We start from the raw sequence: 19,397 nt of genomic DNA on the forward strand, positions 1-19,397 counted from the left end.
TTGCTCACATAATGCTCCAGGTACTCTTTATCTGATTCACTCAATTTTATTTCTATCTTCTCCATGCTTCCTCCTGCTTTTAAGGAAGAAACGCAATCATTACCTACTAAGTTGACTGTGTACTAGTACCTAACGGTCGGACAGGATAACCCGCCTGGCAATGTAATCCTGTAAGTCCTGCCGGAAGGTTTCCCCGATAGGCACTTCCAAGTGATTGGTGAGCAGGACCGTGCGGCCTGCTACGCGTTGTATGTGTTGCTTTGCGATGATGAAGGATTTGTGCACCCGGATAAAATCGCCGGAAGCATTCAACGTGTTTTCCATCTCCCGCATGGTTAGGTAAGCGACGTGCTTTTGCGTCGTGGTCGTAATTTTAACATAATTTTTCAGCCCTTCCACCAAAACAATATCCCCCGGGGATATTTTAACATACTTGTTTTTTTTGGTCACTTTTTATAAAAAATGAGGTGTCTTGGCGAATAGGTGGGCGCGCTGGCTCCTCCCGACGCTTCAGCAGCATATCGATAGTCATGGCAAACTTATTCATCCCGATAGGCTTTAGCAGGAAATGGTCCGCGCGTACCTCAAAAGCCTCCACGGCATACTTTGAATGGGCCGTCGTGAATACCAGGAAAGCGGTCAACGATCGGAGGGACTTTGCCAGTTCCATACCGGAGAGGCGGGGCATGTCAATGTCCATGAAAATAAAATCATAGTTTTCCTCTCCCTGGCTTTCCATCAGCGCGGCTACCGGGTCCTGGTACGTTTTTGTAAGTTGTAGCCGGGGAATGGCCTGAATGTAATCGGACAGGAGCTCAATCGCATGGCTTTCATCGTCGATCACCATACAGCGGTAAGTCTGTGTCATAGGCAGTATCCTGTGTTTGTTCTCAATGGTATGTTTTTCTAAGACGCGAATTGTTGTTAAGTTTCTCTTTTCAGGAATAAAACGGGTGATCCCAAAGGAAGCAGCGTCAGAAGCTAGGGTAATATAAAAATTATTATGCTGATAAAGTACTTTTTGCGGAATATAACATCGGGTAGCCGGCTCTTGTCAGTCCTACACCACCTGGATCGGTCAGGATCCGGCCGCTGTTGAAGCCATTGGCGTTCTATTCCGTGAGGAGGGTAGCAGCGACTCTGGTCTTCACCTATGGCAAGGCACGGGTGAAGATCACCTAGTGTAAGCTGTCGGCCATCGTACTTCGGAAAGTTTACTCATGAAAGCAGGAATTGCAGACCGGCAAGCTAAAGACGAGACAGCCCTGCTGTCCGTAGTTCCCGCACACTACAATAAAGGCACGTACTTTTACCTCTTTCTGAAAAACCTTCACAAAAAAAGCACAGCCCCCTATGGGGGACTGTGCTTTCCATACGATTCAAGTTAACAGACTACTGGTACAGGTAGCGCAGGGCTGTTCTGTCGTTGGAGTTGAAGTAGCGGTTCACGCCGGTGCCGATGCAGGCCAGCATCCAGGAGTTCGGATCAGCACCTGTCGGTGTGCCCGGGATGTGCACAGCACCCACTGTAGAGGCACCCTCGTTGTAGTACGAACCACCGCAGCTGTAGGCTCTGTTCATGTAGTCGGTGTGGCGGAAGCCGATCGTGTGGCCGATCTCGTGCGCCAGGATCGTGGCCAGGTAATTGGTGCCCGGGTTAGAGCCCAGGTAGTCTGAGTTCACGCGGATGGCGTTGTAGGGGTTGCCACCGGAAGGGAAGCCGGCAGAGGCCAGGTAAGAAGAGCCGCTTGGCGCTTTCGACACCAGGATGTTGTAGCCCGAGGACACGCGGCGGAACTTCAGGCGCAGGTTCTCTGCGTTGAAGCGGCGGATGGCCTCGTCGAGCGCCGACACATAAGAGGAAGGCAGGCTGGTGGTGATCGCCACGTTGATGGTGCGACTGGAGCCCACGCTTACCAGGTTGTTGGTGCGGTACTGCTCCTCCTCACCCACGCGCAGGGCCGTGGTCTCAGGAGAGGCCTGCAGGTCGCTGTCAGAGAAGAAGATGTCACCCTCCACAATGTAGCCGCCCTCGGTGCGCTGCACATTGTCGGTGTTGAAACCCATCTCTGAGATTTTAGCCATGGTGAGGGGTGAAATCTCGTTGGCTGTTACTTCAGCCTCTTCTTTCTGGCAAGAGGAGAAACCAAACATGACCGCAAGGGCCAGGAGCGAAAAGAGTCGTAATTTTTTCATAAAGGAACTGGTTTTAAGTGAGATGATGATTTGATTACGAGTAAGTTGCAAAAGGATTTCGGTGGTTGGTAATTTATTACACGAACTCCCTGGATCACGGGACAAACACGGCACAAAGCTTTATTCTCCGTGGTATTGTATGCGACGGTAAACAACTCTACCGTGCTTTGTGAAGTGCCGGGTTAGACCGATGGAGGGTTGCCGCCTTGCTGGAAACGCCGAACCAGCTCCTGGAAAGAAAAGGTAAAATAAGTGCCATCGGCAATCAGGGTTTCAAGGGCGACGCGCAGTTCATCAGGTTCCGTATTCTTGAGTACAAACCCGCGAACACCACATTCCAGAAGCCGCCAGATGACTACTGGGTCACATTCCGAGGAGAGTATCAGGATCTTTAACTGCGGGTAGTGCCTCGTAAGCCATGAGGCCGTTTCTATGCCATCCATAACGGGCATGCAGATATCAAGCAGGACGAGGTCCGGTAGTCGCCCGGAACCGAGTTGAAGCACCAGGTCTTTCCCGTGCGCTGCCTCAATGGTAACAGAAAATCCGTTCATTCCATCAATTAAGGCAACCATTTCCCTGCGAAAGCGCGGGTGATCGTCCACCATGGCTATGTTACAAATGACTGGATGCATGGTGCGTTTCTTTTACTGGGTACTGGACCTGGGTTAGTGATTGGCGACATGCTGCCATTGGCTTAAGAATAAGGGCAATACTAGCCAGATAATATGGCGCTTGATCTTTTTTTACACCAACGCTAACCTGGCTGGGACAAAGGGGCTGTTATGGCCGGAGTCGTCCCTATCGCTACACAGGGAAAAGGGGCTACCAGGTAGCCTGTTGCTTCCACAGGCGGATAACTGCCATTTTAGCCTAAAATCTTGAGAGAATGCTATATCAGCTGCGGCATTTATAAGGTCTTCGGGGGCAGCTCCGGCGGCAGGCTGCGGAGCACATGCCAGCTTGCCTTTCAGGGTATCTGCCAGTTGCGTGCATGACCGGTAATCGTACTGCAGAATGCCGGGTTGGATGATAACTATAATTAGAGAAACATTGCACTCGCTACCCGATCAGTAGGACGGGAAAACCCGCTTTCTCCCAAGCCTCTTACTTTCAGCAGCAGCCTGACGCTTACTTTGTCTAAGGCTTTGACAGGTTAGTCTAATATTCTTTCTATTTCTTTCTATCCATGCTTGCTTTAAACCATAAATCGCGGGCAGGGTGTGGATCTGATGCGAATCCCTCTCAACCCAGCGCTTAATTGAAACCTTAACTTATACAGTATGAAAACGAGAGAAAGATTCCAGGCGATCAAGTGCTGGCTTTTGCTTATCACGGGGCTCTCCCTGGTGGGCTCTCTGCAGGCCCAGCATGTGATTTCCGGCAAAGTGCTGGAAAAAAACAATAGTGGTGTGCCCTTTGCTTCGGTTACCCTGCTAAAGGCCAGTGATAGCACGCTGGTGAAGGGGGCAATGACAGGGGAGGACGGTCACTTTCAGTTAATGCAGCCTGTGCCGGGAACATATTTCCTGGCAGTATCCTATGTGGGATTCTCCAAACACCGCAGTGAGGTTTTCTCATACGCCGGACAGGAGCTGGAGCTTTCCCCCATCATCCTGCAGCCAACGTCGAATACTTTGGGGGAGGTGACCATCCAAGCGGAACGTCAGGTGGTCCAGCGAAAGGCAGACCGTTATGTGATGGACGTGACGGCCAGTTCTTTTCAATCGGACAACCTGATTGATATTTTCCATGCTTTGCCCTTTGTGCAGGTAAAAGGAGAAGAAATCACCATTAATGGCAAAGGAGGCGTGTTGATCCTGCTGGACAATGTGCAGATGCCGGGCGCCACGTTGAGTACCGTCCTGGAGACCATGACAGGAGACGAGGTAGAAAAGATCGAGTTTATCACAAACCCCTCTGCCCGCTACCCGGCCAGCGTCGGAACCGTGATCCAGATCACAACCAAAAGATCCAAGCAATACGGCATGACGGGGTCTGCCAGGCTTACTGCCTCTCAGGGCAACAGGGGCAGGGTTCTCGGAGGCACCTCCCTGACATTTCGGAGAGAGAAATGGGTGGCCAATGTGAACCTGAACCATACTATGGGAAACGCACTGTCAGAGAACAACGGTTACCGGGTTCTGCGATCAAACGGACAGCGCGTAGTCCTGCACCAGGACCTCATCTCCTCTTTCAACACACAGAAGCCCTCCCTGCGTGGAAGCTTTGAGTATACCCTCAATAAGAACAATACGTTGGGTGTGCAAGCCTCCACTGCCTATAGCAGGACAATGGATAACAGCCTGACGCAGAACAGAATTCGTTTCTCGACCGAAGTAAACGGAGCGACCGACTCCCTGCTTTCCACTGACTTCAGGGATTACGGCCACAGCCTGTTACAGAATTACAGCGCCTACTACAAGCACAAATTCGGTAAGATGGGCAAGTCCTTTGACCTGATTTTTACCTATACGCCGGTAGAGCGCAGGGAAAACACCGAAATGCTTTTCCAGGAATTGCTGAACCCGCAGGGGGGGCTGATCCGGCCTTTGCGTACCGTTCGGAACACCAATGCGAGCCAGGCCGATATCCTTGTAGGACAGATGGATTGGGAACTCCCTTATCAGAATGACTGGAATATTTCCACAGGCGCCAAAGTGACGCACTCCAAAAATAATACCCGGCCCACACAGGAAGTGCTGTCCGACAGAGGGTTTGTCCGGGAAGAGGAGTTCAGCTTCCAGAACAACTTTGAGGAAAGTATTCTGGCGGGATACGCCTCCGTTAACAAAACGGTCAATAAAAAAACCCAGATCAATGCGGGGCTGCGGACAGAGTATGCCTTGATGCAGGTAGATAATCTGACAACCGGTGCCAGGGTGGTGGATCGGAACTTCCTGGATTTTTTTCCGAACCTGATGGTCAACTACACGCTCTCGGATGATCTGCAGGTCACTGCAAATTACAGGGCTACCATCCAACGGCCGGGATTTCAGTCGTTAACGCCGTTCAGGACCTACCTGGATGACTTTACCATCACGGAGGGAAATCCGGCCTTGCGCCCTAAATACACTAGTTCTTACGCATTGAATACCGTCTACAAGGGCAATCTATACCTTGAGATGGAGTACAAAAGTGAAAAAGATATCTATACCCAGCTGCCGGAGGCGGTAGGGGACATCACGATCTGGAAGGACCGGAATTTTGACCTTAGCTCCTACAGCCTGGTCGGAAATTACAGCTATCGTTTCACATCCTGGTGGTCTGGAAGCGTGTTTGCCTACGGAGCTGTTTTTGAGGCGGCAATCGATTCAAAGGATTTCAACAAGGTGACCATACCACGTAGCCTCTACCATACTTTTGGACTGGAGAATACCTTTTCGCTTCCGGCGGGCCTGCGACTGGAAACCTCTTTCAAATATACGGGCCCCTTCCGCTACGGGATGATCGATATCGTCTCCAACAACTATTCCCGCATTGCCTTGAAGGGAGACCTGCTGGATAAAAAGCTGCAGTACACATTGGCTGTGACGGACCTGTTCAGAGGTGATGTGACAGGGGGGGCGATTAACGCGTTCAATGTGGAGACCAACCTGGTGAATTACTATGATGCCAGGAGAATCCAGCTCGGTCTGGTCTATCGGTTTGGAAAGAATACGGTCAAAGATGCTCGAAGCAAGAAAATGGGGAATGAGGATGTACTGGACCGGGTAGAGTAGTAGAAGACGTCTATTCTCCAGCTTTTTAAGCCCTTCAAATACCTTTTACTACACACAATATGGAACTACTATATAAGCTTAATACAGCAATCACTGAAAGTGACAGAAAGTTTAAGTATGCAAAAGTGCTTGCATTTCTTCAAAATCAGGAAGTAGATGCTTTGGGGATTTCCGCGGATTTAAAAGGGCTGTATGATCAGTATAGTGAGCAGATTAGAGCAATCAACGGGGAAATGTTCAGGCCGCAGGCGGATTACCAACAGATTCTGGCAAATCTCCACGCCGTGGAGCAGGAGGTACACCAAAATAAACGATTGACTCCTGCCTTAAGGAGATATATAGCAGTGCAGATATTTCCTAAAACAGCCTATTGCTATTACAAGCTAAAGGATTTATCACAGGCTGAGCATTATTTGGAACAAAAGTTCCGGCTTGGGATTGAGCTGGTGAAGGAGGGGAATTTTTTTGAATTCTATGACCTGTTGGAGCAGGTGCTCAATCGTAACAAGGTGTTGCTTGCCCAAAATAGGATGGATGAATGTATCCAACAGTGGGCTGAACTGTTCAGGTTCCTGCTAAATGGACACAGTTCCAGTTGGCCGTTTTTACACTTTGACATTTCTTTTACGGAGACAGGGCTCTTCAAAATACTGAAAGAGTACACCTTTTTTAATTTCCTGAATGTCTATATCAATGATTATATGAAGTTTAATGTCTACCCGAATCCTTCCGTCATCTTCTCTCCCTGGTACAGTGACATGGAGGTGAATACAACGGAGAGACTGGCCATTTATAGGTATATCAACCTGCAGGAACGCGTACCCAAGATACCGCTTGACAAATTTATCAGTGAGGTAGTTGAATTCACGCAGCTTTTTGAGAATAAAAACTACTTGAACCTGAGATGTTCCTTGATCGCCTCCCTGGTTGATAAGCTGGAAGTAGCTACCATACCTGCACAACAGAAATCTGTCCAGGCTGCTTTCCTGATTGATTACCTGAACGGACTTGCTACTGGAATAGCGTGGGTCCATAAGTTGACTGCCAAGCTTGAAAAACTGGTGTCGGCACAAGGAGTCCTGGCAAAATGTATTGAAAAAGAGCGCTAATAAACTTGAAATGTCAATGATGAACGAACTATTGGTAAAAGAGCAGGTTCCGGTGTCAACTGCTACACAGGCTGAACTGAGTTACTTACTAACCAGAATCGAAGCCAGTGTAAGCAGCAATATCGCACACTTAGAAAATTCTACGTTGAGCAGTGGTTGGTTAGGAGCCTGTCTTTTTTACTGCCAGTACGCGCAGTATACCGGCAACGACCTTTATTTTGAAAAAGCGAAAACGTACCTGGATAAAGCGCTGGAACGGGCTGATTACAAGTTCTACAAAAGGGTTTATCCCACAGACTCATACGATGCGAACATTGCAGGGCTGGGCACTTTCCTGCTCAAATCCGCTGAGCAAGGGTATCTGAATTTTGATGCAAGCTCCTGGCTGGAACATATTGAGGGTACCCTGCACCTGCTCTGCAAAAATAAACTTGAACAAGCGGATTTTAGTATTTTTTCAGGCGCCTTAGCCACAGGTAATTTCCTATTGTCAGCGCCGGGCTCAGCCCCTAATCAACAACTACTCGCTGAGATAGTGGAGTCCATTGAACGCCATGCGATACCAGATCCATCAGGGGGGATATACTGGACCAGTCCCAGACTGCATAACAAGGTCTACCTGGGAATAAGCCATGGCAGCTGTATGATCATTTCCTTCCTATGCGGTGTGTTTGAGCGGGGATTACTAAAGGACAAATGCCAGGCACTTATTGGACAGGCAGCCGCGTTTGTTTTGAAATGCAAGCGAAATAATCCCAAAGGATTGTTTCCCCATGTCCTGGGCGAAGGGGTTCAGGATACCCAGTTCAGCCTATGCTACGGGGATTTAGGCGTTGGGTATGGTCTGCTGAAAGGAGGCCTTGCAACAGGGAACGAAGACTTGGTGGCTGAGGCCAGGGAAGTGTTAGGGAAATGCCTGGAAAGAACCTATGAGGATGGGCTGACCTACGATGGCAGTATGACATACGGCGCTTCGGGAGTGGCTTATTTGTTTCGGAAGCTTTCAAAGCTAGATCCAGCGGAAGCGAAATACCAACAAGCCTATCAGTATTGGATTCACCAAATTCCCCGCTACGCAACCGGAGATAACGAGTTTTGTGGGTTTCAGTCCTTCTTCAAGCCGGAATCAGGCCTGTTCAACCTGTCTTATGGGTGGGGAATCATTGGGATTGGTGTTGCTGTGATGCAATTTCTGAATGAGGATCTTCCTACCATTGAAGGGATTAACCATGGTATATAGCATCAGGGAGGCAAGCGTCACGGTAGAGGAAATCGCCGGGAAACTGGTGGATGTAAGTGTTTACGATCCGCTGGAGTCAGATGCGCTGTATATGGGCAATTTAGGCAAAGTTGTCTCGCTTCTGACATTGTCAGAGTATTACCAAGATGCTGCATTCGCCAGCCGCGCGGTAGAGGTTTTCAAAGCGGTCACCGGGCGGGTAGGGGATGAGCAAGGGGTTAAATTCACAACCGCCATGAGCAACGGGTTGAGCGGGTTCGGTTACGTGCTGATGCTTATGCAGAAGAGTGGCATTCTGGAAAGTGATCAACAGGCCCAATCGCTTCTTGACTGGACCAGTGAGAAGGTTTATGAAAAAGCAAAAGCTGAGATTGAGACGGGTGACCTGGATCCCATGTATTCAGCGGTGGGTGGCCTGTACTTTCTTTCAAAGTCCGCCTACGTCAAGCCGTCGAATGCGGCCTACAGCATAGAGCTGGTGCAGCTACTGGAGAGTCGGGTACAAGAAAATGCGCATGGGAAGTACATAGCCAACAGAAGGTACCAGCGAGAGGGGACGTATGTGATCAACACCGGATTGGCGCATGGTATCTGCGGAATGATTCTGGTCCTGGTTGCTACCTATCAAGCTTCTCCTCATGCTGCTGCCGCGAGGCAAATACAGCTGCTCTTGAACTACCTGAAGCAACTATACAAGCCATATTCCGGGACAGAGGAAGACTTCCTGTTTCCACGTTCCGTGACGGATGAAGGAGTCCCCTTGTGCCAGCCCAGGAAACTCAACTTAAACATTGGTTGGTGCACCAGTGATCTTTCCATTGCCTATGCTTTCCTAAAGGCTGGAGATACGTTGAAGCATCAGGAAACAACAGCCTATGGAAACCTGTTGCTTTCCGATTTTTTGAAATTTGATCAAACCAAATTGCCTGTTTATGAAGCCAATTTTTGTCATGGTTTTGCTGGTTTCTCGTGGCTCTTTACGAAATGCTATGAATTGACGAATCGACTTGAGTGTCTGGAGGCTGCACAGTATTGGCTCCGAAGATCCCTGGCAAATCCGTATTCTTCAGACAACAATAACCTGTTGGATGGGAGCCAGGGAGTTTACAATGTAATCCTGCAAAGCACCGGGATGAAACGACAGCAGTGGGATGAAGTCTTTTTCTTATAAGCGGAGAATATAAGTATGAAAATAAGTCTATTAGAATTTGGGGAGGGGGATTCCAGGTCAAACAGCCTTGTCCGTCTAAGCAGTGTGTTTGATTACGCGATGAAAGCTGATGAACTTAAGTTTAACAGATTCTGGTTAGCCGAGCATCATCTTAACAACAGAAAGCGTGCCTGGTGCAACCCAGTGGCGATCGTGCCGGTGATTGCAAGCATTACACAGCAGATAAGAGTGGGAACAGGGGGGGTCTTATTGAAGATTCACGATCCGTTTGACACAGCCTCCCAATTTAAGTTGTGGAATAACATTTATTCAAACAGGATCGATCTTGGCTTGGCGAATGGAGGCACATCAAATATCGAATTGCTTCACCGTTCCGGTTATCCCAGCCCGACCTTTGATGAAAGGTTCAGTAGCATCATTTCTTACTTTCATGAGGAGGAGAAGCTACGGGATCAAAACATTGTCATTCCTCCCTATCAGGGCACTGTTCCCGAGGTTTGGGCTTTGGGTGCATCCGCCCGCGGCTTCCACCGGTCCCTCCTGCATGGCACCAATTATGTCAGGTCAATTTTTCATGAGTTGGCGGAACTTGAACCACAGAAAGAAATTTTTGAGAGCTTTAAAATAGATTTCGAGCAAAGGCACGGAAGAAAAGTAAAGACCATGCTCTCCATTTCCGGGAGTTGCCTGAGAAACGAAGGCCGTCTGAAAGAACTGCGCAATGAAGCTGAAAAGGATGATAAAAACCACTTCATAGGAACAGTTTCGTATTTTGAAGACAAGCTGCCTGAGCTATTGCAGGAATACGGGGCAGATGAAATTCTGTGGAGGGACATGAATAAAAACGTAGTAGAGAAATTTGAATCTCTTGAATTACTGTCCGCGTTCCTTACTAAAGATGAGCCGGAAGAGGAATGCTGCCTACAAGCTTAAAGGGCTTCCCGGATTCTTTTGCAGCCTGTAGGAGCGTGTTGCGCCTAGTTTGCATAGCGTTTCCCTCGACACTAGCCTTTTAAATTATAATTTTGTGTAATCCTGACCAGTTACCTGTAGGTATCGCATTTACCAGGCACTGCTTTCTACTCCTTATTGGCAGCCACTATAGACAGCGGGTGGGATTGGGGTATGTGTTGAATCATCCACTGGCGGGCTAGCCCATTTTGGTCTTGCCCCAATTTTACTTCTTCCTCCAATTAAACAGCTTCTTTTAACCGCTCTATTCGCTGTTGACTTAGCGCCCCCCTGGGCTGCTCTTGCTAAAGAATCTCCTTCTTTTGTCATGCTCATCCAGCGCTTTTTTATCTTAGAACGCGCTAAAAAAGCATAGTAAGGTGCTTTCCTACATCGGTGTCTGAGGAGCACCCGCTTCACGCCCGGTTTTTAAATAGAATGGCCAAATCTAGCCTTTGGGAGCGGATGGAGTATCAGGGGCCTTCTTTCTATATCCACACTGTTCTCAACCGGATTCAGTAGGTCTGTTCCAGCCTGATCCCTTTAGGATGGAGGCGAGGTATTTTCCGTCTTCAGCATTAGTACGTTTGTGGTTGTGACGCTGATGAGAGATAGGTCTGGGAGAGAGTACCCTACTTCAGCTGTAGAAGCGAATAGGTCCAGGTGACACCATGTTACTATGAGAACAAAAGTCACTTTCATTCCTCTTGTGGGATTGCTTTCGATACATCTCCCCTTGCCTTTCTCTGGCAGACGGGTATGCGATTTCCTGATTCCCCCCGTTTCTGACTCCACCTCTTTTCAATAAGTGCCTTGCCATCTTCAATCGGTACCTGTGTTAAATCCCTCGTCATATTGCGGCTGCTTTTAGGGAGCTGCATCAAGCGTTTTGTACTATCCGTTGCTGCATCGTGTATTAAAGGTCCAATAGGTTTCCTTCACTTTAAATTCTACCTGGATTTACCACAGCTGGTTAGGCCCTAGTCGCAGACCTTTAGACTCTGGTGTACACTACGCGGAAGATGAAGTAAATGCAATCATGCATCGACAGGGCTATATGGCTTTCTGTTTGAATAGCAAAGGCAGACAGGGTAGCAGCATCAGGGTGCTGTCAATATAAAACCAATTCATTCCATATTTTTCATAGAAAATGAGTTTAGACGAAGTTGAAATACGCGCAAACCGGCACTTTGTCTAAGGCAGGGTCGGGTATGTCTAAAGAGTTGCCGCACCAGAAATGTAGTGCCTACCTTTCAAGTGTTAATTGATCAATAACAGGAAAAATTTTTAACCCTTAAAAACGAATTAAGATGAAAAAGAAGAACGTAAGCCCCCTGAACCTGGACAAGGAAACGATCGCGCGACTGGACCAAAAGCAGCTGGACGCCCTGGCGGGCGGCGCCGGCGATCCGGACAGTGGCGACGAGGCCACCTGCTTTATTGCGACCAGAAACACTATCAAAAGCGAGGATGAACTGGAGCCGGCAGATCCGGGCGTTGCTGCCGACTGCTGCATCACAAAAGACTAGTGGGCGCACGCCTTATCTAGTGCTTTCCTCAAAGGGTTCGGGACATCACGTTCCGAACCCTTTTGTTTTCATCCCAACCCCTGTTAGGAGCGTGAGGCGTTTTGCCAACAAGGTCTGGACTGAGTGGTTTGCTGGTGCTGCAGCCGAAATTGCCCACCGTAGTGGAGTCTTCTTCCTGCCTGCCTTGGCTGGGACGATTGTTTTAACTGCCTTACGCTTAGGTTAGCAAAGTTTCAGGTGTACCGTGTAAGCACTGTCCGACCTGGATGGAACAGTCGAGATTTTTCAGAGGAAGTGGGTTTAGACGAAGTTGAAATATGCGTAAACCGTCACTTTGTCTAAGGCAGGGCCGGGTACGTCTAAAGAGTTGCCGCACCAGAAATGAAGTAGCTACCTTTCAAGAGTTAATTGATCAATAACAGGAAAAATTTTTAACCCTTAAAAACGAATTAAGATGAAAAAGAAGAACGTAAGCCCCCTGAACCTGGACAAGGAAACGATCGCGCGACTGGACCAAAAGCAGCTGGACGCCCTGGCGGGCGGCGCCGGCGATCCGGACAGTGGCGACGAGGCCACCTGCTTTATTGCTACTAAGAACACTATCAAAAGCGAGGATGAACTGGAGCCGGCAGATCCGGGCGTTGCTGCCGACTGCTGCATCACGAGAGACTAGCTAGCGCAAGCTTTCTCGAGGACTTTCCTTAAAAAGTTCGGGACACAGCGTCCCGAACTTTTTTGCTTTCATCCCAACCCCTCTCCGGGGTATGGGAGACGGCAGCTGAACGGACCTGGTGATGCGTGGCATACCTCTTCTGCCAGCGTAGGTGGTCCCGCTCTAGAAATGCCCTTTTGCAGTCAGTTTAATCTGGTATGGGATAGCGACTTCATACTCCTGCGTGCAGTTCGGATAGCGAAGCATCTGGCATGCTGTGTAACCACTATCCAGTATGGATGGGACAGTTTCAGTCCCTTAGAAGGGGTGGCCAAAAAAAAGAAGAAGTACGCCTGAATCGGGCCTTTGTCTAAGGCAGGGTCGGGTACGTCTAAAGAGTTACCACACCGAAGCATTTGTGGCTACCTTTCTAGTATTAATTCATCAATCACAGGAAATGCTTTTAACCCTTAAAAACGAATTAAGATGAAAAAGAAGAACGTAAGCCCCCTGAACCTGGACAAGGAAACGATCGCGCGACTGGACCAAAAGCAGCTGGACGCCCTGGCGGGCGGCGCCGGCGATCCGGATAGCGGCGACGAGGCTACCTGCTTTATTACTATGAGACCTAAGGAGGGGGAGGAGCTGCCACCAATTCAGCCCACTGCTACTGACTGCTGCGCTTCCTACAGATAATGCTGTAATTGAAGAATTTCCCAAGACTACCGGTGCATGATAATTTGAAATAATTCTGATTTCTGGGTTGTGGCAGCCGCGCCAAAGGCTGGCACATCGGCAAGACAGGAATACCATTGGACTGGTACTGATCAAAGTGCCTGTCCTGAAAGAATAGAAGGCTGATGGGACATGTAAGCTGGCACACAGGAACGTGCAGTGCAAACGCCAGTCAGGCAGCTAAAGGGACATGCAGGTTGTGTTGCTTCCCTACCAGACAGCAGGATTATATGGATATTCATGCTACACCATCATCTTCTCTTATAATTTGCCAAGGCCGGATATAAACTGCTACATCAAGTAGGGGAGTGCCAGCATGTATTCAGCTTACTGTGCAGGAAAACTCCCTTTATTAAGATTAAACAAAACCTGGTTATGAAATTATTTCATTCTTTAGAGTATTACCTGTTAAGAACTTCAGCCCTCCCCATTGAGGAGTCTTTTGAATTCATAGAGAGCGGAGGAAGTCCGGCCCTGCAGCATATCAGTAGTAAAATTTCAGAACCCTTTATCAGAAGCGCCTTTTTCCTTGCTTCCCCGGATTTTACGAAGGCGCTCGACAACTTTCTGGCAAGTGGGAAGCCTTTTTCAGTTGACGAAAAAGTAATCAAGTCTTTCTACAAGTACTATGTCCGCATGAGCAGTCGCTGCACACCCTTCGGGCTGTTCGCAGGATGCGCCCTTGGCTCGTTTGGCACGACTACCCGGATCGAATTCGGAGAAGACAAGCTCAGGACGATCTCGCGGCTTGACATGTATTACGTATCAGCACTTTCGGAATACATCAACAGAATCCCGGGCATTAAGAGTCAGCTTCTGTTTTACCCGAATGAGACGCTTTATGCAACCGGGAATGATTTCAGGTATATTGAATTCTCCACCTTCAAATCCACCCGGAAGTATAGGCTGTCCTCTTTTAAAGGGAACAGCATTATTCGGGATATGCTGCTATTGGCGCAGACGGGTGTCTCCTACACAGCCCTGATCCAGTCTTTGACCGACAAGAACTTTGAGGAAGCGGAAACGATCAGGTTTATAGATAACCTGATCGAGTCACAGATCCTGGTGAGTGACTTACTGCCCTCCATCACAGGGGAGGAGTACTTTGGCCTGCTGATTGAGCGGCTGAAAGCACTAGAGGATACCGGTCTGCTGGTTTCTGACCTGGAAACCGTAAATCAGCTGGTGAAGTCCGGCAATTGGACGGAAGAGTCGAGTGAAAAGGTAAAAGGTATCCTGAGCAAGTATGTGCCTACCCAGACGAAAGACATTGTGCAGACGGACCTGTTCTTCAATACCAGGCAGAACACCATCAGCAGTGGCGTCATCAAGGAAATTGCTGACCTGGCAGGAAGATGCATGACCCTGCAGCCTTTCGGACAGGCTCCCGGCCTACGTCAGTTTATTACGAAGTTTGAAGCGAAGTACGGAGAGCAGGAAGTGCCTTTGCTGGTAGCATTGGATTCAGAGAACGGTGTTGGCTATAACGTGACAGACCCCGGAGCTTTTGCCTTCATGCCCCTGTTGGAGAATATTCATGTGCCGCCAGGCAGGCAGGCACGCAATACTGCATGGGGGGCGGACAAAGACCACGCATTGCGCCTTATTTTGGATGCGATCCAAACGGGAAGCAGGCTGGTTGACCTGCAGCATTCAAAAGTTGACGCCGCTGTAAGCGGCAGGAAATCAAATCTGCCGGCTAGCATGTTCCTCTTTGGAAGCCTGTTGGCAGGATCTTCCAAAGAACTGGATGAAGGCAATTTCCAGTTTTTACTCAGTAGTGCCAACGGTCCCTCAGGAGCAAATCTCCTGTCACGTTTTTGCCATGGGGATGAGAAACTGGAGGCGAGTGTCAAAGAGACGCTACGTACAGAAGAGCATTTGCATCCAGACGTGATTTTCGCTGAGATTGTGCATCTGCCTGACGGCAGAACCGGGAATGTGATCATGCGTCCTACCGTGCGCGCCTATGAGATACCGATCCTGACACAGGCTTCTGTTGCGGATGACTTTGTCATCCGACTATCGGACCTGACAGTATCGGTCAGCAGTGGGTTGGTGGTATTGCGTTCAAAGAAACTTAAAAAGCAAATCATTCCCAGGCTCACCAATGCGCATAACTATGTGCAGGGGCTCCCCATTTACAAGTTTCTATGTGATCTACAGAACCAGGGATTGGACAGTTTGCAGCTTTGGAACTGGTCTGTCTTTAAACATCAGCCTTTTCTGCCCCGGGTACAATATGGGAAGATAATTTTGAGCCGGGCAACCTGGAATCTGAAAAAATCAGATTTCCTGAAGGCAACGCGCCAGGATTCCACGCAATCCTATTTTGAAATGTTGAAAAGCAAGTTTCGCATGCCGGATAAAGTGGCCCTGGTGGAGGGGGACAATGAGCTCCTCTTAAGCATGTCCTCACCGCTTAGCCTCCAGATTCTCGCAGATAAGCTAAAGAAAAGAGATGTTGTCCTGCAGGAGTTTCTGTTTACGACCGACAATTGCTTTATCAAGGACGAACGGGGAAGCTATACTAATGAACTGGTTATTCCATTCTTTACACAGCATGAAACCGCGACGGCCGATCGGCGGACGCAGCCGACGCCACCGTTGGCTGAAAGTACAAAGCGAGACTACCACCTGGGAGAACACTGGCTGTACTTTAAAATTTTTTTGGGAAATAAGACCGCTGACAAAATCCTTATTGAGGCCATCAAGCCCCTAGCCGAGACCCTCCTGATTGATGGAGTGATCGAAAAATGGTTTTTCATCCGATATGACGAGCATGGCCATCATTTACGGGTCAGGTTTTTTAACGGGAGCAACGAAAAGTTCTGGAGTACGGTCATTGACCGCATAAAATTCCTGCTGCAGCCTTTCCAGGAGAACGGGCTGATCCACAAAGTGCAGATTGACACCTATCAGCGTGAGCTGGAAAGATACGGCAATCATACCATGGAGTTAAGTGAGAGCCTGTTCTTTTTCGACAGTATCGCCGTCACAGAGTTTTTAGAGCTCATTGACGGGGACAGCGGTGAGGAGTACAGGTGGCTGTTCGCCCTACTGAATGTAGACCGTTTGCTGGATGATTTCGGACTGTCCTTATATGAGAAGTTTCAGCTGATGAGCCAACTCAGGGAGTACTTCTACCAGGAGGCGAATAAAGGGAGCCAGTCGAAGCGGCTATGGATCAGTTTAAATGATGGTTACAGAGCAAAGGCAGCGGATATCCGGGAGCTGCTGGATCACAACAGGCATAAACAGGAGGACGTGCGTGAGGCGATCGACTGCTTCAAGCGCAGGTCAGAACGGAACAGGCTAGTGACGAAGGATATTGTGGATATTCTGAAACAGGCCCACAGCCAGGAGGAGGTTTCGCTGTCCAGCCTGATAAGCAGTCATGTCCATATGACACTGAACAGAACCTTCATTGCCAGGCAGCGGATTCACGAAACCGTTATCTACCATTATCTGGCTAAATATTACGATTCTAAAATTGCCAGGGAAGCAAGTGCTTCCAGGAAAAAAAATGAAGAAGTCACCGCATAAAGAAAGAACATGATGCAACGTAGCGCCATTATAATGCTTTTTTCAGTGTTCCTGTGGAGTGTCTCCTTCTCCGGTCAGGCACAAAACTCCCTTGCTTATCAAAAACCCGCCAGAGCCCTGGAGGAGTTGATTAACCTGCCGACAGAGCCGGTCATGAGCCTGAGCCCTGACAGGAGAATTATCTTACTCTGTAGCTATGACCGATTTTTATCCAGTTCCCAGGGAGGGGAGAGGCGGACTGTAACACTGGCTGGAGTCAAGTTTGACACGCATTCCAACCTGCCCGCAGACAAGTCCTGGTATACTGCCATCTCGTTTAAATACGCCAACAGGGATTCTGCGACCTATCCCATCAAGGGATTGCCTGCCCATTTTCAGCTGGTGGACTATAAATGGTCTTATGACAGCCAGCACCTGGGTCTGGCCGTTCTGGAGGAGAAGGGGGTGCGGTTGTGGGTCGTGGATATCAAAACCAGGAAAGCAAGAAGAATTTACGAGGGATACCTTAACTTTTCACTTGTTGAAGAAGAGCTCTTTGCCTGGCTCCCCCAGGAAAAGGCCATTGTTTTTGCCGCAATTCCGGATAGGGGACAAGCCGAACCCATGGTATCGTCCCGTAAGCCCGCCATTTACGAGAATGACAGGCACACCCTGCCCCAGCGGACCTATCAGGGGCTGCTGAAGAGTGAGGCGGATGAGGCGCTTTTTGAGTATTACGCCACAACACAGCTGAAAAAGGTGGACATGAAAGGAAGGGTGTCCAATATAGGGAAGAGCGGAATAATCGCCAGCTTTGCGCCTTCCCCAGACGGCAAGTACCTCAAGGTGCATTATGTGAAGAAACCTTATTCATACACGCTGACTTTCCACCGCTTCCCTTCAGACATTGTTATACTTGGAAGGAATGGGAAAGAAGTCGCCAAAAAGGAGCTTCCTGCCGTGATCCGGCCGCTGGGCAGGGACGCGGCCTACCAGGTGCCCCGGGATTTTGCCTGGAGAACGGATGTAGGCGCGACATTGACCTGGGTCGAGGCAAAAGATGGAGGAGACCCAAAAATCGAAAGCAGGGAGAGAGATCAGTTATGGGCCTGGCAGGCGCCCTTCGATAAAGTACCCCGCCTGCTGCAGACGAGCAGCCTGCGGGCGGAGACCACCTACTGGGTGAATGATTCCCTGGCAATTATGGTAGAGAAATGGTGGACAAACAGATCGGTCAACTGGTTACTTTTTAATCCTTTAACGGGTAGGACACTTGATACCCTGATGGTTTCGGGTAATCAGGGGCCGACGATCGATCCGGGAGTACCGGTGCAGGTGAAAACTGCAGGGCTGAAAAAGCTGCTGTTCCAGGACGGAAGCATTTTCCTTTCCCGGAAAACGCAGAATGAGAAAGGCGAGGTGGTACCCGTACTGGAAAAATTCCACCTTACCCGTAAACGCAGCGACGAGATTTGGCGGTCCAGCGCGCCCTATTATGAGTACCCGGTTGCGTTTGAAAACGGCCCCGGATCCATGACCTGGATTATGGCTCGGCAGTCGAGAACCATCCCAAACAATTTGGTACGACTTGATCTGGAAAATCTGCACGAGGAAGTGTTGACCTACAACAGCGACAAGCTGTCGCTGTTAAATACATCCCTGGTTAAGAAGGAGCTATCCTTCCTCAGGAGTGACAGCATCCCGCTGCGGGCTACCTTGTATTATAACAAAGACAGTGTGCGGGATGATCGGCTGATGGGCTGCCTGATTTATGCCTACCCGCTGGATTATATACGCCCTGCCGATGCCGGGGCAGTCACGGCTAACCCCTACCGGTATGAAGCCAACCTGTCCCTGCAAAAATTACTGGCCTTGTCTGGATACGCTGTTTTGGATAATACCTCCTTCCCGATCATAGGTCGGAAAGGGAGTCATCCCAATGATACGTATTTAGAGCAGATCGAACTGAATGCGCAGGCAGCCATCAGGGCGGCAGGGAAAACGGGTCTCATCGATACGGGAAAGGTAGCGGTCATAGGACATTCCTACGGGGCTTTTATGGTGGCTAACCTGTTGACCCACACCAATTTGTTTAAAACTGGAGTGGCCTTGAGTGGGGCTTATAACAGGTCGCTTACACCCTTCGGTTTCCAGCGGGAGTACCGGACATATTGGGAAGAACAGGCTCTCTACCACCGACTATCGCCGCTTCAGAACGCGGACAAGCTGGCCCATCCCATCTTGCTTTTCCATGGGGAGCTGGATGAGAATCCTGGTACGCATTACAGCCAATCTGAGCAGTACTTTGCCGCTTTGAAGGGCCTGGGCAAAACGGTGCGTTTCGTATCCCTGCCAGGTGAGCCGCATTCCTATGGCTTGCGGGCTTCTTACCTGCACATCCTTTGGGAAGTTGACCATTGGTTGAGGAAGCACTTCCGAGAGGATCCGGCTCTCAAGGCTTCCAGTTGGGCGGATGAAAAATAGCCTTTGTCTAAGCCTTCCTGATTGTTGGTCTAATAAAATTCTTTTTTGACCAGTTCTTCATCAATTTAATCGAAAAGAAAGAA

General features: G+C 49.2%; 14 protein-coding genes. 10 read left to right on the forward strand and 4 right to left on the reverse strand.

From position 1 onward, the window contains the following. Window positions 1–129 precede the first annotated feature (129 nt). The 4 genes from K3G39_RS18955 to K3G39_RS18970 all read right to left on the reverse strand — a co-directional run bounded on the left by K3G39_RS18955 (window position 130) and on the right by K3G39_RS18970 (window position 2,831). On the reverse strand, window positions 130–450 hold the full coding sequence (locus K3G39_RS18955) for a LytTR family DNA-binding domain-containing protein (protein ID WP_220627750.1): 321 nt from the start codon (window positions 448–450) through the stop codon (window positions 130–132). Continuing rightward, window positions 425–868, reverse strand: coding sequence for a LytTR family DNA-binding domain-containing protein (locus tag K3G39_RS18960; protein WP_220627751.1), 444 nt, complete (start codon window positions 866–868; stop codon window positions 425–427). Before K3G39_RS18960 ends, K3G39_RS18955 begins: the two co-directional genes overlap by 26 nt. Window positions 869–1,392: 524 nt before the next feature. Further along, entirely contained in the window at window positions 1,393–2,196 is an 804-nt protein-coding gene (locus K3G39_RS18965; RefSeq protein WP_220627752.1) for a M57 family metalloprotease, read from the reverse strand. A gap of 182 nt (window positions 2,197–2,378) precedes the next feature. Beyond that, window positions 2,379–2,831 carry a response regulator transcription factor gene (locus tag K3G39_RS18970; protein ID WP_220627753.1) on the reverse strand — a complete coding sequence of 151 codons (453 nt, stop codon included), beginning with the start codon at window positions 2,829–2,831 and terminating at the stop codon, window positions 2,379–2,381. 648 nt (window positions 2,832–3,479) lie between these two features. Here K3G39_RS18970 and K3G39_RS18975 point away from each other — a divergent pair. The 10 genes from K3G39_RS18975 (at window position 3,480) to K3G39_RS19020 (ending at window position 19,314) form a co-directional block, all read left to right on the forward strand. Beyond that, a complete protein-coding gene (locus tag K3G39_RS18975) occupies window positions 3,480–5,918 on the forward strand; it encodes a TonB-dependent receptor domain-containing protein (protein WP_220627754.1) in 2,439 nt (812 codons plus the stop codon). A gap of 59 nt (window positions 5,919–5,977) precedes the next feature. Then, window positions 5,978–7,027, forward strand: a complete 1,050-nt coding sequence (locus K3G39_RS18980) for a hypothetical protein (RefSeq protein WP_220627755.1) — start codon at window positions 5,978–5,980, stop codon at window positions 7,025–7,027. Between the two features lie 16 nt (window positions 7,028–7,043). Continuing rightward, on the forward strand, window positions 7,044–8,267 hold the full coding sequence (locus K3G39_RS18985; RefSeq protein ID WP_220627756.1) for a lanthionine synthetase LanC family protein: 1,224 nt from the start codon (window positions 7,044–7,046) through the stop codon (window positions 8,265–8,267). Beyond that, the gene (locus K3G39_RS18990) at window positions 8,257–9,438 is read left to right on the forward strand and encodes a lanthionine synthetase LanC family protein (RefSeq protein WP_220627757.1); all 1,182 of its coding nucleotides are present in this window, start codon (window positions 8,257–8,259) and stop codon (window positions 9,436–9,438) included. Before K3G39_RS18985 ends, K3G39_RS18990 begins: the two co-directional genes overlap by 11 nt. Before the next feature lie 15 nt (window positions 9,439–9,453). Beyond that, the gene (locus tag K3G39_RS18995; protein WP_220627758.1) at window positions 9,454–10,371 is read left to right on the forward strand and encodes an LLM class flavin-dependent oxidoreductase; all 918 of its coding nucleotides are present in this window, start codon (window positions 9,454–9,456) and stop codon (window positions 10,369–10,371) included. Window positions 10,372–11,699: 1,328 nt separating this feature from the next. After that, window positions 11,700–11,918, forward strand: a complete 219-nt coding sequence (locus K3G39_RS19000) for a class I lanthipeptide (RefSeq protein ID WP_220627759.1) — start codon at window positions 11,700–11,702, stop codon at window positions 11,916–11,918. Window positions 11,919–12,372: 454 nt separating this feature from the next. Further along, window positions 12,373–12,591 carry a class I lanthipeptide gene (locus tag K3G39_RS19005; protein ID WP_220627760.1) on the forward strand — a complete coding sequence of 73 codons (219 nt, stop codon included), beginning with the start codon at window positions 12,373–12,375 and terminating at the stop codon, window positions 12,589–12,591. A gap of 465 nt (window positions 12,592–13,056) precedes the next feature. Then, on the forward strand, window positions 13,057–13,266 hold the full coding sequence (locus tag K3G39_RS19010; RefSeq protein WP_220627761.1) for a class I lanthipeptide: 210 nt from the start codon (window positions 13,057–13,059) through the stop codon (window positions 13,264–13,266). 414 nt (window positions 13,267–13,680) lie between these two features. Beyond that, complete coding sequence (locus K3G39_RS19015) at window positions 13,681–16,851, forward strand: lantibiotic dehydratase (protein WP_220627762.1); 3,171 nt, start codon at window positions 13,681–13,683, stop codon at window positions 16,849–16,851. Window positions 16,852–16,860: 9 nt separating this feature from the next. Beyond that, entirely contained in the window at window positions 16,861–19,314 is a 2,454-nt protein-coding gene (locus tag K3G39_RS19020; protein ID WP_220627763.1) for a S9 family peptidase, read from the forward strand. Window positions 19,315–19,397: the final 83 nt, after the last annotated feature.

This window comes from Pontibacter sp. HSC-14F20, assembly GCF_019599265.1.
In the GTDB taxonomy this organism is placed as follows: Bacteria; Bacteroidota; Bacteroidia; order Cytophagales; family Hymenobacteraceae; genus Pontibacter.

Bases quoted from the DNA above. Each gene is read 5' to 3' on its own strand.
- K3G39_RS18960 (WP_220627751.1), bottom strand. From the start codon at position 868: ATGACACAGACTTACCGCTGTATGGTGATCGACGATGAAAGCCATGCG.
- K3G39_RS18965 (WP_220627752.1), bottom strand. From the start codon at position 2,196: ATGAAAAAATTACGACTCTTTTCGCTCCTGGCCCTTGCGGTCATGTTT.
- K3G39_RS18970 (WP_220627753.1), bottom strand. From the start codon at position 2,831: ATGCATCCAGTCATTTGTAACATAGCCATGGTGGACGATCACCCGCGC.
- K3G39_RS18975 (WP_220627754.1), top strand. From the start codon at position 3,480: ATGAAAACGAGAGAAAGATTCCAGGCGATCAAGTGCTGGCTTTTGCTT.
- K3G39_RS18980 (WP_220627755.1), top strand. From the start codon at position 5,978: ATGGAACTACTATATAAGCTTAATACAGCAATCACTGAAAGTGACAGA.
- K3G39_RS18985 (WP_220627756.1), top strand. From the start codon at position 7,044: ATGATGAACGAACTATTGGTAAAAGAGCAGGTTCCGGTGTCAACTGCT.
- K3G39_RS18990 (WP_220627757.1), top strand. From the start codon at position 8,257: ATGGTATATAGCATCAGGGAGGCAAGCGTCACGGTAGAGGAAATCGCC.
- K3G39_RS18995 (WP_220627758.1), top strand. From the start codon at position 9,454: ATGAAAATAAGTCTATTAGAATTTGGGGAGGGGGATTCCAGGTCAAAC.
- K3G39_RS19000 (WP_220627759.1), top strand. From the start codon at position 11,700: ATGAAAAAGAAGAACGTAAGCCCCCTGAACCTGGACAAGGAAACGATC.
- K3G39_RS19005 (WP_220627760.1), top strand. From the start codon at position 12,373: ATGAAAAAGAAGAACGTAAGCCCCCTGAACCTGGACAAGGAAACGATC.
- K3G39_RS19010 (WP_220627761.1), top strand. From the start codon at position 13,057: ATGAAAAAGAAGAACGTAAGCCCCCTGAACCTGGACAAGGAAACGATC.
- K3G39_RS19015 (WP_220627762.1), top strand. From the start codon at position 13,681: ATGAAATTATTTCATTCTTTAGAGTATTACCTGTTAAGAACTTCAGCC.
- K3G39_RS19020 (WP_220627763.1), top strand. From the start codon at position 16,861: ATGATGCAACGTAGCGCCATTATAATGCTTTTTTCAGTGTTCCTGTGG.